Raw genomic sequence first — 14973 nt, forward strand, 5'->3', positions numbered from 1 at the left:
ACTCAGTGGGATTTGATCATCTACACTTATGTTCATAGTGCCAAAATGGTATAATTATTTCGCCTAGTGGATAATAACAATGCGTAAATCTCAACAAGGTGCGTCGTATATTACGATTTTATTGGTAATCATGGTCTTTGCTTTTGTTGCAAAAGCAGCAGTGGCAATCTGGCCATCATACTGGGACGATCGTGTGATTGATAATCAGATAGAGCAATTGATGCAAGAGAGCTCTTCTGAAATCACACCATCTAAATTTGAAAGTCAAATGAGCCAACGCTTAGATATGAACAATATCCGTGATTTGAAATTTAAGGATATTGCAACTGTATCTACAGAAAACGGTTTAACAGTGACTAAGAAATATGAAGTAAGAACACCGTTTTTTATGAATATTGACTTAGTCCAAACATTCGAGAAGAGTTTTGATCAAAGGTCAGTTCAAAGTAAGTGATCCACGCTTACAGAGTCGTATCGGTTATGTGTTTAAACAACCAGAGTTATTACAACTTGCACTGACACATCGTTCGGTAAGCCATAAATATAACTATGAGCGCCTAGAATTTCTAGGCGATTCACTGTTAGGTATGATTATCGCAAACTATTTGTACCACGCTTATCCTACAGAGAATGAAGGGCGTTTAACACGTATGCGTGCAACATTAGTGCGTCAGGAAGCATTAGGTAAAATTGCCAATGATTTAAAATTAAGCACCAGTTTAATTTTAAGTACAGGTGAATTGAAATCTGGTGGTCATCATCGTGAGTCTATATTAGCAGATACAGTCGAAGCGCTTATTGGTGCAATTTATACAGAGAGTCAGGATTTACCTTTATTACGTTCGATTGTTTTAAAATGGTATGAACCTTATCTGGAAAATATTGAACCAACAGATCAGTTAAAAGATCCAAAATCGCGTTTACAAGAATATCTACAAGCTCGTAAAAAGCATTTACCTGTTTATGAGGTTGTAGATATTCAGGGTGATGCACCGAATCAACATTTTAAAGTAGAATGTACTGTAGATGGCTTACCTAAAATGATGGGTGAGGGATCAAGTCGCCGCTTTGCAGAACAGGCAGTTGCGGCGGAATTTTTAAAGTTATTGGAGCAGTAAACTGCATGAGTACACATTCCGATCACAATGATGCTGATCACGAGCCAAATGAAAACGGCAATGATTTAATTAATCAATTTTTTAGTTCGCAAGGGACAGAAATTCCTTCGGATTATCGTAGTGGCTTTGTTGCAATTGTTGGTCGCCCAAATGTAGGCAAATCAACATTGATGAACCATTTATTGGGTCAAAAACTTTCAATTACTTCACGTAAGCCACAAACAACTCGACATAAAATTGTTGGGATTGATAGTCGTGAAAAATCTCAGGCAGTATTTGTCGATACACCAGGGATGCACAAGAAAGAAGTACGTGCCATCAATAAAATGATGAATAAAGCTGCAAATTCAGCCTTACGTGATGTCAATCTTGTATTGTTTGTTTTGGATGCACAAAAGTGGACGCAAAATGACGATTTAGTCTTGGAAAAACTGCAAAATGCAGAGATGCCAGTGATCTTGATCATCAATAAAATTGATACCTTAGAAAATAAGCGTATGGTTTTACCCTTGATTCAAGAACGCGCTAAGCTTATGAATTTTGCTGAAATTGTCCCTGTATCGGCATTGCGTGGTGCAAACTTAGATCATTTGCGTGATGCGATTGAAAAATATTTGCCATTCCAACCGCCGCTATATTCATTAGAACAAGTGACAGATCGTTCTGAACGTTTCCTTGCGAGTGAAATTATTCGTGAGAAAATCATGCGTCAGTTGGGTGAGGAACTTCCTTATGATTTAACGGTTCAAATTGAGTCATTTAAAACTGAGGAAGCGACCATTAATGAAAAAACAGGTCGTCCTAAAGCAGCGTGTACTTATATTGATGCAACGATTTTTGTGGATCGCCCTGGTCAAAAAGCCATTGTGATTGGTGAAAAAGGTGCCAAACTGAAAAAAATCGGGATGGACGCACGTGTTGATATGGAAAAAATGTTCGAACAAAAAATTATGCTGACACTTTGGGTGAAAGTCAAAGGTGGCTGGTCTGATGATGAACGTGCATTGAAGAGTTTAGGCTATAGCGATATTTAATTGTTATTAAAGCGTTTTAATTGTTAAATAAGGAACTGTCATGATTCGAGTTTTCACTATATTGACATGTATTTTCATGTTGCAGGGGTGTATTACCAAAATTGTCACAGTTCCTGTTAAAGCTGCTTATGGCGTAACCAAAGGTGTTGTTAAAGGCACTGCGGCGGTTGTTGGTGCAGTCATTCCAGATGGGGATGATGAAGATAAGAAAAAAGATTGATCATGCTTAGGAACTTCCTCAGTGTGAGTGAAATACTGAATAATGCGTAATGAAGTTTTACATGGATATTTAATTCATCATCGTAAATATCGTGAGCGAAGTCATATTGTGCATTTGTTTACGCAAGAGCATGGACGTGTCGATGGTATTTTAAGACAGACACCACCACCACAATATCAACCGATTACATTACAAGCTTCGGGTAAGTCAGAGTTAAAAAACTTTTCCAAATTAGAAATTTTGAACCAACCCATTTTTTTTTATGGTGATGCTTTTTTCTCAGGCTTTTATCTCAATGAAGTTATTCTTCGTTTATGCCCACTTGAAGAAGCAATGCCTGAAACTTTTGCACAATATCATATTACATTGCAGCATCTACAAAATTTGGCTGAGCATTCACAAGCAGATTTATTTTTAAGACAGATTTTACGTCAGTTTGAACACGCATTATTAGAAGAGCTTGGTTATCCTTTAGATTATCAGCATGATGCTCATCAGCATGAAATTAGTGCAAATCAAAGTTATCAGTTTCAGTTATCAGATGGTTTTATTCCTGTGGCACATCACTCGCCTGCAACTTTGTTGGGAAAGCAAATTTTGAGTATGGCTCATTATGAAAAGGGTATGGATTTTAGTTCAGAACAGTTACAATTATTAGCGAAGCTTTATCGGCAAATGATTAGCTCATTACTCGGTGATCGACCTTTGAAAAGTCGTCAGCTTTGGATTCAAAATTCTCAATCGAAAATGGCGAAACATTAATTTTTAAAATTTATTCTTATTAGGAAAATGGTATGGCTGCATTGCTTGGTGTAAACATTGATCATGTTGCGACTTTGAGACAAGCACGTGGAACGATTTATCCTGATCCTGTAAAAGCAGCATTAATTTGTGAAGAAGCAGGGGCAGAAGGGATTACTCTACATTTACGTGAAGATCGTCGTCATATTCAAGATGATGATGTACGTCGTATGCGTCCTGTTTTAAAAACAAGAATGAACTTAGAAATCGCAGTTACAGATGAAATGGTGGCATTTGCCAAAGAAATTCAGCCACATCATGTATGTTTTGTACCTGAAAAGCGTCAAGAAATCACGACCGAAGGTGGTTTAGATGTCGTTGGGCATTTTGAAGATGTTCAGGCTGCTACTCAGGCGCTCACTGCCATTGGTTGTGATGTTTCCTTGTTTATTGATCCTGATTTTGCTCAGATTGATGCAGCAATTGCTTGTGGTGCCCCAACGATTGAGCTTCATACAGGTGCGTATGCAGATGCAGAAACAGCAGAAGCTCAACAGGTAGAATTACAACGTATTATCAAAGGTACGGAGTATGCCGCATCTAAAGGTTTGGTTGTTAATGCTGGACATGGTTTGAACCTTGAAAATGTTGCTCCAATAGCAGCAATTCCTCAAATTCATGAATTGAATATTGGACATTCAATTATTGCAGAAAGCGTATTTGTCGGTTTAACGCAAGCTGTGAAGGATATGAAAGCAGCGATTCAAGCCGCAGGCTAATTTTCTTTTACTCTCTTAATTGTTGTTGAATATTTCATGTCTAATATTAATTATGATGAACTCATGCAACCTGTCATTGCTTTTTTAGGTTGCGAAACGCCTAAAGCATGGTTAGATGAGGCATTAAATAATTTACCCTTGCTGATGCAAGATCATGCCAATTGTGAAAAAAAAGCAGCAGGAACAGCCATGAATTTGATGTTCCGTTATAGCTTTTTTACCGATTTACAAGTGAAATTAGCACAGCTTGTACGTGAAGAAATGTTGCATTATGAGCAAGTGCTTGAGTTTATGACCAAACGAGGTTATGAGTGGAAAGGTTTAAGTGCAGGACGTTATGCGGGTGGTTTACGCAAAGAAATCCGTACCTATGAGCCTGAAGCTTTGATTGATGTTTTAGTCATAGGCGCATTTGTTGAAGCACGCTCTTGCGAGCGATTTCATGCACTTGCACCAATTGTAGATGATGAATTAGGGCGCTATTATCGCTATCTGTTAAAGTCTGAATCACGCCATTATGAAGACTATTTGGCTTTAGCTTTAGATGTTGCAAAAACGGCAAAGCTGAAAGATCCAGAAGAAACGATTCAGCAACGAATTGAGTTTATTCGAGAAGTTGAAAAAAACTTAATTTTAAGCCCCGATGAGAGCTTCCGTTTTCATAGTGGTGTACCCGTTAAGGTTGCTGCATAAGTCATTAAGAAAAAGAAGCGATAAGTTCGCTTCTTTTTTATTTCGCCTAGAACATATTTTATCTATCAAATTATTAAATGATCGAAGTCTTTGCTTGAGTATTTTATTTATATGAAAGGTTTAGATTTTGAGAAAAAGTAAATTTATTTTATATAAAAAAAGCCCACTTCGTAATGAGTGGGCTTTTAAAATTTGGCTCTCCAACCTGGGCTCGAACCAGGGACCTGCGGATTAACAGTCCGTCGCTCTACCGACTGAGCTATTGGAGAATCTGCATGCGATTATAAGGACATTTCCCACAGGGTCAAGCTTTAAATGTCATGTTTTCTTCATTTTTATCTTGTATGTTCTATATTTGAACAAAAAAGACAATTCTAAGAAAAAAACTTGCATGTCTAGGCTGAGCTTGTTAGTTTAATTGCATAGATCGTTTAAATGAAAATTTAAACAGTGTGGATTTAACTCACTTGCCAGCACAAAAATGGCTAAACAGGAGAAAGCGAATGAATACGCTCACTATCTCAAATATATTTTCAAATTTTTCTTTTTATAAGGAAAATTATCTTTCATTGATTCATGATCCAACCCATTATTTTACACCTGTTGAGGATGCCTATATCGAGGCTTGGCCTGCTGCAAAAAAAAGTCTAGTTTTGGGAGATTTATTGCAATTATGGTTCAGTGAAAAGTGGCTGTTGAATGATTCCATCCAAAATTTATTTGATGTACAGAGCAAAAAACGTATTTCAGTTTTGTCTCAAGATGTCTATGTTTATCAAATTACAGGTAATCTTTTGACTGGATCTAATCAATCAAAAGCTTGGTCATTAAAAAAACAGCAAGGCTCAGACGTTTCTTTAGATCGTGTTGTTAAATTTTATGCTGAATGTTGGGCTTTGAATCGACCACATTTTAATTTTTTAGTTCAAAATAAAACAGCATAGAGCTATGCGTTAAGATTAAATGCTATTTCATTGTAAAATGAGCAATCATTTATATCAGTCTTTAAGCCTTTAAAAAGTATATTTGTGATTTGGATGATGTTATATCACAAAGAGATAAGAATTTTTGATATAAAAAAAGGCAAAGTAAAACTTTGCCTTTTTAGATCTCAATAGACCTTAGTGGTGATGACCACCTACACCATGAACATGACCATGTTCTAATTCTTCAGCTGAAGCTTCACGAATTTCAACGATTTCTACTTCAAAAGTAAGATCTTGACCTGCTAATGGGAAGTTAGCATCAACGACAACATTGTCACCTTCAACCGCTTTAACAGTAACGATTTGAACGCCATCATCAGTTTGAGCTTGGAACTGCATACCAGCTTCGATGTTTTCAACACCTTGGAACATTTGAGCAGGAACTTCTTGAACTAGATCAGGATTATATTCGCCATAACCTTCAGCAGCAGGAACGTTTACTGTAAATTTTTCACCTACAGTTTTACCTTCTAAAGCTTTTTCTAAACCAGGAATGATGTTACCTGCGCCATGCAAATATGCTAGTGGCTCACCTTGTGATTTATCGAGAGTTTCACCCTCAGCGTTAGTCAACGTATAGTGGAAAGAAACCACTTGGTTATTTGCAATAGCAGTCATGTTATTGATCCATTCGATAACGATAGTTTTAAGTGTACATCATAAAGTGAAATGCAATTTTTGTAGACTAAATTTACGAAAAAAAAGCATTTTTACCACTTTTTTGATGGTTTTTTCATTAATATGGGCGAATTTTTAAATTTCAATGCAATTTTATTCTTGGCGTAATTTTCCGTGTAACAAAATCTTTTGCTGTGAGTAAGCCTGCATGTGTATAACCATAAATTGTGGCTTGATGCATTCGATATAGAGAAACATACATAGATTTCGCAACAAAGCCTTGTACATTGACTTGACCCAATAATTCACCTACAGCTTTGTTTTTACTCAGCGAAACTAAAGAGCCTTTATCTGAAAATTGGAACATTGGCTGTTGGCTGCCATGAATTCTTGCTTTGAGTGCATCAAGCATAAAGCTTGCTTGTTGACTTGCAACTTGTGCGCGAGGTCCTAAAGCACCTTCACGTGCATCTAAAATACAGTTGGCACAATCACCAATCGCAAAAATATTTGGATCGGTTTTGGTTTGTAATGTTGCGTAGACTTCTAAACGACCCATACGATCTTTTTTAAAGTCTGGTAATTCTGCAATCACTTTTGGTGTTTTAATGCCTGCAGCCCATACTTTAAGCTCAGCTTGAATACTGCTACCGTCGTTAAAATAAACGCGTTCAGCATCAACTTTTTCTACACGTTTTGCGGTTAATACATCAATTTTCATTCGTTGCAGTTGTTTGTCAGCATGCTCTGCAATTTTTTCTGAAAGGGCAGGTAAAATACGCTCTGCTCCTTCAATCAGCGAAATTTTAACTTGATTTGGATTAATTTTGTTTAAGCCATATTTATAAAAATTTTGTTTTGCTTCAACAAGCTCTGCTGATAGTTCAACTCCCGTTGCACCTGCACCAATCACAGCGATATTTAGATGACGTTCAGTATTGGTATTTTGTGCATCGAGATATAAATGCAGAAGATCTTGCTGGAAAATTTCAGCCTGTTGTAAGCTGTCAAGATAATGACAATATTCCTTTACACCTGGGGTATTAAAGTCATTTGAAACAGAACCAACCGCGAGTACTAAAGTGTCATAAGCAAGCGTTTGTTTTTCACTGGCTGCTTCGTATTTTGTGGTTTGAGGTTTACTGAGGGTAATTTCCTGTTTTTCACGGTCTAAACTTTCAAAACGTCCTTGTACAAACTCATAATGATGCTTTGCTGCATGTGCATAATAATTGGTGCCTTCATCATTTGGGTTCATGGTACCTGCTGCAATTTCATGCAATAAAGGTTTCCAGATATGAGTGAGTTTCTGGTCTACAAGTGTAATTTTGGCTTTATTCGCTTTACCAAGTGTATCACCAAGTTGTGTAACCAACTCAAGACCGCCAGCACCACCGCCAACGATCACAATATGATGAAGTTTAGACATAATTTACCTAATAGTTGTTATAAAAGATGACATTAATATGCCACCAGATACACAATTATTCGGCTTTTTTGTTTTACAATTTACATATTTACAATAAAACAAAGTAAAAGCGTTGGATTTTTTTATTGTTTAAAATCCAAACAGGTTTTTTAGCCAATCAAGAAGGCGTTCAAACCAAGATGCTTGTTCAATGTATACGTCATCTTCTATATCAAAAGATTGTAATAAAGCATCATTTTGGTAAACATTGACTTTCGCTAAGTGCATCATTTTTGCCAATGGCGCGGTTAATGATGCTTCATTGAGTTCTACATTTAAATGCGTTTCTGTATGTTGTAGCGGTTCAATGGCTGTTAACAAACCTGTTGCATCATTTTGCATGATCTTAGAGTTTAGGTTGTCAAAAAGCATTAAATCAATAGGTTGCGGATTGTTATATAAACTTGTGGTCACGATTTGCGGTTTTTTGGCTTCAACTTTAAAAATTTTTAAGGTTGATTTGACCACTGGAAGTTCCGCAATCAGTTGTTTATCTTCAATGACGACTTCATCACGCGTATAAGCATAAGCAAGGTTGAGTAATTTATGGGCAACTTCTGCACGTTTTGCGGCATTTTTTGTTCCCATAACCACAACAATTAGGCGTCGCTCTGGTGCAATACTGAGTCCTGAAGGACGGTGTGCGCTTAAAGCTAAATTATAACCTGCTGCTTTAGTAAAGCCTGTTTTTAAGCCATCAACACTTGGATCTGTTTTTAAAATCAAATTTGTTGCATGGTGAAAACGCTGATTATAACTAAAACTTGGTAGCACTGAGTAATGCAAGTAGTCTGGAGTCTGCACTGCGACAGCTTCACCAAGCAAAGCCATATCATGTGCAGTTGATAAATGGTCAGGCATTGTCACACCAGGCGCATTTGAAAAATGAGTATTTTTCATGCCCAAAGCCTGAGCTTCCTGATTCATTCGTGCGACAAAAGTTGGCACATCACCTGAAATACGTTCAGCTAAAGTCACAGCCGCGTCATTTGCAGACATGACGATCAGACCTGCGATCAATTGGTCAACCGTAATCTGTTCACCTTCTTTAAGATACATTTGGGACTCATCCCATTGCACCATTTTAACGACTGGTGTTGCAGTAAGAATTTCATTTTTCTTTAAATGACCTGCTTTTATTTCTTTTAAAGCAATATAAGCCACCATCATTTTTGTCATTGAGGCTGGGGCACGTTGTAGATGACTATTATGCTCAGCAATCGTTTGACCTGTTTGTGTGTCTAAGATTGTCCAAGCTTCAGCTTCAACAGAAAGGGGATTAATATTTAGTAAAGCAGCATTCACTAGCGTGGAGCAAACGAGGCTCATTAACGCAATGAAGAAAGTGAAAATTCTCAACGGGGTTACCTTTAAAGCCGATGAATACATGAGAAAGCAGAGCAGCATGCTATGCCTTTTTTTCTGTGCTGGCTAGTGAATATGATCAAGAAATCGCGCGAATAAAGCACGACTTTGTAAAAAATGTTAATCTTGGAAGTAATTACCTTAATATTTTTTTTGAATACGGCTTATGTTGCATTATCAAATTGAATTTGACGAATATCGTCAGCATCTTATTCATGTTACTTTGCGCTTTCTTGCTCAGCCAACGCAAATTTTGTCTTTACCTACGTGGATTCCTGGTAGTTACCTAATTCGTGAATTTGCGAAGCATATCGAATCTATGAAAGCCTATGATGAAGCAGGTCGCCAGCTTAAAATTACCAAATTTGAAAAAAATCAGTGGCGTTTATATAACACCGATTATGAGCTTATTACTGTTGAATATGACGTCTATGCTTATGATTTGTCTGTACGAGGTGCCTATGTTGACCAAACTCGACTCTATGTAAATCCTGCTTGTGTCTGCTTAGGGTTGCAAGATCAAGAGCATTCACCTATCGAACTGGAAATATTTTTACCTGAAGAATTAAAACATTTCCAAATCGCGACAGGTTTGTCTGCAAAAAGTTTGGTTAAAGGACGTTATACGCTCAAAGCAGACAATTATGCTCAATTGATTGATGCACCGTTTGAGTTGGCTGATCAAACACGTTTTAGCTTTGAGGCGCATGGAATTGCTCATGAATTTGTGGTTTCTGGTCAGCATGCAATGAATGCTGAACGTATGAAACAAGACATTGAAAAAATTTGTAGTACTGAAATCGAAATGTTTGGTTCAGCACCATTTGAAAACTACACATTTATGACAATGGCAACAGGCAATAGTTATGGTGGACTAGAGCATCCAAATAGTACAAGTTTAATCACACCACGTGATGATTTACCCAAAGCTGATGAACCTGCTGAACCTTCGGCAGATTATCAACGCTTTTTAGGCTTATGTAGTCATGAATATTTTCATTCATGGTTAGTTAAATTTATTCGTCCTGAAAATTTAGCAACTTATGATTTAAATAAAGAAAGTCTGACATCTTTATTATGGATTTTTGAAGGATTTACATCTTATTATGATGACTTAATTTTGTATCGTAGTGGTGTGATTTCTCAAGCATCTTATTTAAAATTGCTCAAAACACAGATTGATCGTTATTTGCAAAATCCAGGACGTTTTATTCAGACTGTTTCTGAGTCGAGTTTTGATGCGTGGATTAAATTCTATCGTCAAGATGAAAACTCAAATAATGCAGGCACAAGCTACTATAATAAAGGATGTTTGGTGGCATTATGCTTAGATTTAGGTTTAAGAATCAAAGGTTCAAGTCTAGATTTAGTCATGCGTAAATTGTATGAAAATACACAAAAAGGCATTCAGGTGAATGAACGTACAATTTTTGACATTTGTCAGGAATTAACAGGAGATCATTGGGGTGAGCAGATTAACCATTTGATTAATACAACTGAAGAATTGCCATTAGATCAGCTATTCCCAGAGTTTGGTATTCAGTTTGAACTGAAAAATGAAAAGACTTTGGCTTTTGGTTTGAAAGTCGCTGAAAAACCTGAAGGTGTATTGATTCAGCAGGTACGCCGTGATGGTGCTGGTGCAAATGCAGGTCTATCAGCCAATGATGTCATTATTGCCATTGATGGGCTGAAGGCATCAGAAAAACTGTTAAATAAATATGCAAAACAGCAAGGTACATTTACTGTTTATGCTTTCCGTCGTGACGAATTACTACAATTTGAGTTGCAAGGCGGTGAAGTTTATCTCAGCACTGTTGAATTGGTGGTTACAGATCAAAGTAAAGCCGAAAAATGGTTAAAATCTTAATCTAAATGATTGAAATTAAGCACTTTTCGGAGTGCTTTTTTTATGCATAAACTTTGTGCTTTTTCGCTTCGAGTTCATTCTTTTTAAAATGCCCATGATGATAAAATGGAGCCAGTTGTTGAATCAATGTTTGAGTTAGTTCTGTTCTGTTAAATGAACTGTAATGTTCAGAAATTTGTCCTAAATGTTGAATAGATTTTCGCTGAATATATTTTTTATCCAAATATTTTTCAATTAAATCAGTTGTTTCTAATTCATTTAAGTAAATAGATGTGACAATCGCACCTGTATGGATTGCTTCCGATAACATGGTAATACTATCTTCTGTCACGAAAATAAATTTACTCTGTATCATTTGTTCATAAATTTCGATATTTTGCTGAGCATCAATAATTTTGATGTTTTGAGCCAAAACTAGAGATCGTACTTTTTCACTCAACTCAGGTGTTCGTCGTGAACAAATAATCGTGCCTTCAAGCTGTTTTGTTTGAGTAAAATGAACAAAATGTGTGATTATTTCTGTGAATTGTTGTTTTGAGAATGGATATTCTTTAGTACTTCCACCTAAGAGTAAGACTGCCTGATGGTTTGGTTGTATGGTTGCTGAACTAAATTTTGCTGAAACAGGAGGAGTATTTAAAATAATTTGTTTACAATTCACATTTTGTGGAAGTGCAGTAATACTAAAATCAATCAATTGATCATTAAAACCTCTTAAGTTTCCAACGTATAAAAGTAAAATATTATATCGATGTGCTAAATAAGCTGCATAAATTAAATTAGGCATTCCAGAACAAATGATGACTTCAATATCTTTTATATTTTGTGGTTCAACTTTAAAAATAAGTTTTCCTAACAATTTGAATAAATAAGGAAAATGAGAAATTTTTTTAAATAAGCTAATTAATTTTTTATTTAAATGCTGCGAGAATAAATATTTTTGAAACTGACAAGAATATTTTTCTTGAATAATTTCAGCCACAGCTAATGACGGATTAAGATGACCTTTTCGATCATCATGAATCACTAATACAGATTGATGAAGAGAAGATGCAACCATGAGTAGACCTATGTTTTAGCTTTGTGCTAAATAGCCTAAAGAGCTTTTATTAAACTCTGCTGAAGTCTAGATTAAAAATTGTTTACATCATTTTAATCAATCTAGGAAATCACTTATTTATAAGAAGAAGATTTATGTGAATATTACTTTCACAATAAATAACAACAAGATTAAGATTTTGTCATATTGATCAAAAGAAAAAATTGAATAATAAATAGACAAATTAAGAAGTGTGAATCATGGAGTGAAATATGAACAAAATCGTGACACTATTATCAGTGACCACTTTATGGATATTTTCAAATACTGGTTTTGCTGCGGAGTGTACAAAAACACTCAACAATACAGCCGTCAATGATTTGAATGTACCTGTTGGCGCAGTTTGTAAGTTAAATGCCACGGCTGTTGAAGGAAATATTCATGTACAAAAAGGAGCGAGTTTAATTTTAAATAATGCCTCAGTCAGTGGAAATGTTCAGGCAAGTAGTGCTAAAGCAGTTCAATTGATAAACTCAAGCATTGAGGGTGATTTAAATGCTGCCCAAGTTTCTACTGCTTTAAGTCTTGATAAATCTATGATTTCAGGAAAACTATATTGCTCATCTTTGGTCAAACTAAAATCTAATATGAGTAGTGTGGAAGGGCAAACGATAGGAAAATGTAAGTAACTTTTATAGAACAGGTTGCAAATCACGTTAAACATCTTGGTGATATTTAATTATGTTGAAAGCAACCTGATCATTTTAACTCTAAATTATTGGATTACTCAGTTTTTGCTTTTAAACTTTGAGTTAAACCATTGATGTCACCACCTTGTATGCCTAATTCGTTCATTAAGCTATCAATCAAAGGTGCTTGAGTACGATAACGTAAAGCACTATTGACAACTTGATCTGACAAAGCAACTTGTCCTTGTTCAGCGCCACCTTCAGTCGTGTTAGATGATGAACCAATTCCACCTAAGCCATTGACTTGTAATATTTTAATATCATCAATATTTTCCATTGGTTTAACACTTTCACGAATAATTTCAGGCAAATACTTAAGTAAAGCTAAGCGAATTTGCATTTCAACTTGTTCAGTCGATAAAATATTATTGGCTTCGTTTACTGCGCGCGTACCTTCAGCATCAACTTGATACTGTTTCTCTTGTGCTTGAGCCAAAAGAACTTTTGCATCAGCTTCACCTTTTGCTTTGAGGCGAATTTTTTCAGCTTCAGCTTGTGCGGCTATACGTACTGCTTCAGCATCATCTGCTGCCGCTTTTTTTGCAGCTTCTGCTGCAACTGTAATGGCAATTGCATCTGTTTCAGCAATTTGTTTTGCAGCAACAAGTTCAACAGCCTTAACACGTTCAGCACGTTGCGTTTCACGTACAGTTAAAACTTCTTCTTCCGCTTTTACTGCTTGAGCACGTGCTTGGTCAGCGAGTGCTTTTGCTTCAGATTCAGCACGAGATTTTTCAGCAATCGCAATTGCACGGTCTTGTTCTGCTAATTCAATGGTTTTCTTTTGTTCAACTTGTGCTTTTTGAATCAATTGTGCTTTGACAATATTTTCATTTTCAACATCGCGAGCAGATGCAATACGTTTTAATTCAACCTCACGATCTGCTGCAATGCGAGCTTCTTCCGCTTCACGTTTTTTTGATGCTTCTTGAGAGGCTATTTCAGCCAATTGTTCAGCTTTACGAATTGAAATTTCACGTTCTTGTTGCATTTTTGCATATTCTTCTTCACGTAAAATTTGCAATTGTGCTTGTTGGGTTTCTAAATTTTTAGCTTTAATTGCGAGGTCAGCATCTTGTTCAATGTCATTACGTTTTTTACGACGATCTTCAATCGTTTCAGTGAGTTTAGTTAAGCCTTCTGCATCAAAAGCATTTTGAGGCAATGTATACTTATAAATATGGAATATCAATGTAAACTAGATGAATTATGGAATTGAGGAAATTACTTGAAATGGATAAGTTTGATAATGAATGTAAAAAAGAAAATAAAATTGAATGTAAGAAGATTAGAGAATACCGATCTACTGAATATGATGTAGAGAGAAATGAACATATTGAGACAGGAGAATATTGTTCCAGTTATCCAATCGTTCTTAAGAGTGATGGTACTGTCTGGGATAAAGCTTCTTTATATATTGATTTTTTGCGCTCTGATAGAAATAGATCCTCGGCCTTACTAAGAACTGCTGGAAACGATTTATTAGACTTTTTAAGATTTATGGAAGCTAATAATCTTAATATGCTGCATTTACCTATTAAAAAGGCACAAAGGGTTACTTTTAGATATAGACATGATCTATTAGAAAGAGAAAAGGAATTTAAGCTAAATGGGCATAAAAAAATTGGTAGAAATACTATTAGTCAAAGAATAAATAGAATAGTTGATTTCTATGAGTTTTGCATTGAAAACAAAATCTTCACTTTTACTGAACTAGATAATAGACCATATACTCTATTGAAAAAAAGAATATATTTCGAGGATGAAAAAGGATTTACTCAAAAAAAAGTAGTACGTTCATCCGATTTAAGTATTCCAAGGGCACCACGTGCTATTCAAACTTCTGATTCTATTAAAGATGGTAGAAAACTACATCCTTTAACAGAGCAGGAGCAAAGTATTTTTATAAGTTATTTGAAAGCATCTAATAATAGAGTACTTCAATTAATATGTCTCATAGCATTGACTACAGGAGCAAGAATTCAGTCAATTTGTACATTAAGAGTAAATGATATTAAGAATATGATGATTAGTAAAAAAGTAAAAGGGAGTTTTAAAAAAATAGAGATTGGTGGTGGTGAGTCTATAGATAATAAAAATGATAAAAAATATATAATTTTTTTTCATACTGAATTATTAGAGATGTTGAATAACTATATAAATTCAGAAGAGTGGAAGGAACGGTCAACTCAAAGTTATTATAAGAATAAAAATAACTATGTATTTTTAACTAAGTTTGGAGAGCCATTTTATACAAGTAGAAAAGAGCTAGAGGATAGAAAAAATAGACTAT

The 14973-nt window shown here is 35.6% G+C and carries 15 protein-coding genes, 1 tRNA gene and 1 pseudogene; 11 read left to right on the forward strand and 6 right to left on the reverse strand.

Annotated features, from left to right (window positions below; translation table 11 throughout):
• Positions 1–79: 79 nt before the first annotated feature.
• From C9E89_RS03780 to miaE, 7 genes are read left to right on the forward strand one after another with little or no spacing between them, the layout of a single operon-like run.
• Positions 80–454, forward strand: coding sequence for a DUF4845 domain-containing protein (locus C9E89_RS03780; RefSeq protein WP_107007096.1), 375 nt, complete (start codon positions 80–82; stop codon positions 452–454).
• Entirely contained in the window at positions 426–1118 is a 693-nt protein-coding gene (rnc, locus tag C9E89_RS03785; protein WP_107007097.1) for a ribonuclease III, read from the forward strand. Before C9E89_RS03780 ends, rnc begins: the two co-directional genes overlap by 29 nt.
• Before the next feature lie 5 nt (positions 1119–1123).
• The gene (gene era, locus C9E89_RS03790; RefSeq protein ID WP_107007098.1) at positions 1124–2152 is read left to right on the forward strand and encodes a GTPase Era; all 1029 of its coding nucleotides are present in this window, start codon (positions 1124–1126) and stop codon (positions 2150–2152) included.
• A 40-nt stretch (positions 2153–2192) separates the two neighbouring features.
• Positions 2193–2372, forward strand: coding sequence for an NF038104 family lipoprotein (locus C9E89_RS03795; protein ID WP_107007099.1), 180 nt, complete (start codon positions 2193–2195; stop codon positions 2370–2372).
• 39 nt (positions 2373–2411) lie between these two features.
• On the forward strand, positions 2412–3134 hold the full coding sequence (gene recO / locus C9E89_RS03800) for a DNA repair protein RecO (RefSeq protein ID WP_171405070.1): 723 nt from the start codon (positions 2412–2414) through the stop codon (positions 3132–3134).
• 32 nt (positions 3135–3166) lie between these two features.
• Positions 3167–3892, forward strand: a complete 726-nt coding sequence (gene pdxJ, locus C9E89_RS03805) for a pyridoxine 5'-phosphate synthase (protein WP_107007101.1) — start codon at positions 3167–3169, stop codon at positions 3890–3892.
• Positions 3893–3928: 36 nt separating this feature from the next.
• Positions 3929–4585 (forward strand): tRNA-(ms[2]io[6]A)-hydroxylase, encoded by a 657-nt coding sequence (miaE, locus tag C9E89_RS03810; protein ID WP_107007102.1) that lies wholly within the window; start codon positions 3929–3931, stop codon positions 4583–4585.
• Positions 4586–4778: 193 nt separating this feature from the next.
• Here the strand turns inward: miaE and C9E89_RS03815 are convergent.
• A tRNA-Asn gene (locus C9E89_RS03815) sits at positions 4779–4854 on the reverse strand.
• Positions 4855–5088: 234 nt separating this feature from the next.
• Between C9E89_RS03815 and C9E89_RS03820 the strand changes: the two genes are divergently transcribed.
• Positions 5089–5529: a hypothetical protein gene (locus tag C9E89_RS03820; protein WP_107007103.1), complete on the forward strand. Its 441-nt coding sequence runs from the start codon at positions 5089–5091 to the stop codon at positions 5527–5529.
• A 177-nt stretch (positions 5530–5706) separates the two neighbouring features.
• Here the strand turns inward: C9E89_RS03820 and C9E89_RS03825 are convergent, their stop codons facing one another.
• From C9E89_RS03825 to C9E89_RS03835, 3 genes are all read right to left on the reverse strand, one after another.
• On the reverse strand, positions 5707–6189 hold the full coding sequence (locus C9E89_RS03825; RefSeq protein WP_107007104.1) for an FKBP-type peptidyl-prolyl cis-trans isomerase: 483 nt from the start codon (positions 6187–6189) through the stop codon (positions 5707–5709).
• Between the two features lie 142 nt (positions 6190–6331).
• The gene (locus C9E89_RS03830; RefSeq protein WP_107007105.1) at positions 6332–7618 is read right to left on the reverse strand and encodes an NAD(P)/FAD-dependent oxidoreductase; all 1287 of its coding nucleotides are present in this window, start codon (positions 7616–7618) and stop codon (positions 6332–6334) included.
• 129 nt (positions 7619–7747) lie between these two features.
• Positions 7748–9016 (reverse strand): D-alanyl-D-alanine carboxypeptidase PBP6B, encoded by a 1269-nt coding sequence (locus tag C9E89_RS03835; protein WP_107007121.1) that lies wholly within the window; start codon positions 9014–9016, stop codon positions 7748–7750.
• 172 nt (positions 9017–9188) lie between these two features.
• Between C9E89_RS03835 and C9E89_RS03840 the strand changes: the two genes are divergently transcribed.
• Entirely contained in the window at positions 9189–10892 is a 1704-nt protein-coding gene (locus C9E89_RS03840) for a M61 family metallopeptidase (protein ID WP_107007106.1), read from the forward strand.
• Positions 10893–10932: 40 nt separating this feature from the next.
• Here the strand turns inward: C9E89_RS03840 and C9E89_RS03845 are convergent, their stop codons facing one another.
• The gene (locus tag C9E89_RS03845) at positions 10933–11952 is read right to left on the reverse strand and encodes an ELM1/GtrOC1 family putative glycosyltransferase (protein WP_107007107.1); all 1020 of its coding nucleotides are present in this window, start codon (positions 11950–11952) and stop codon (positions 10933–10935) included.
• A gap of 251 nt (positions 11953–12203) precedes the next feature.
• On the opposite strand from C9E89_RS03845, the gene C9E89_RS03850 reads away from it, so the two are divergent.
• Complete coding sequence (locus C9E89_RS03850; protein ID WP_107007108.1) at positions 12204–12620, forward strand: hypothetical protein; 417 nt, start codon at positions 12204–12206, stop codon at positions 12618–12620.
• A gap of 94 nt (positions 12621–12714) precedes the next feature.
• On the opposite strand, the pseudogene C9E89_RS03855 reads toward C9E89_RS03850, so the two are convergent.
• Positions 12715–13857 (reverse strand): annotated as a pseudogene (locus tag C9E89_RS03855) (flotillin domain-containing protein); the annotation flags it as partial.
• Positions 13858–13913: 56 nt separating this feature from the next.
• On the opposite strand from C9E89_RS03855, the gene C9E89_RS03860 reads away from it, so the two are divergent.
• A partial coding sequence (locus tag C9E89_RS03860; RefSeq protein WP_171405066.1) for a tyrosine-type recombinase/integrase occupies positions 13914–14973 on the forward strand: 1060 nt, incomplete at its 3' end.

Origin of the sequence: Acinetobacter sichuanensis (assembly GCF_003024515.2) — a bacterium.
Classification (GTDB): domain Bacteria; phylum Pseudomonadota; class Gammaproteobacteria; order Pseudomonadales; family Moraxellaceae; genus Acinetobacter; species Acinetobacter sichuanensis.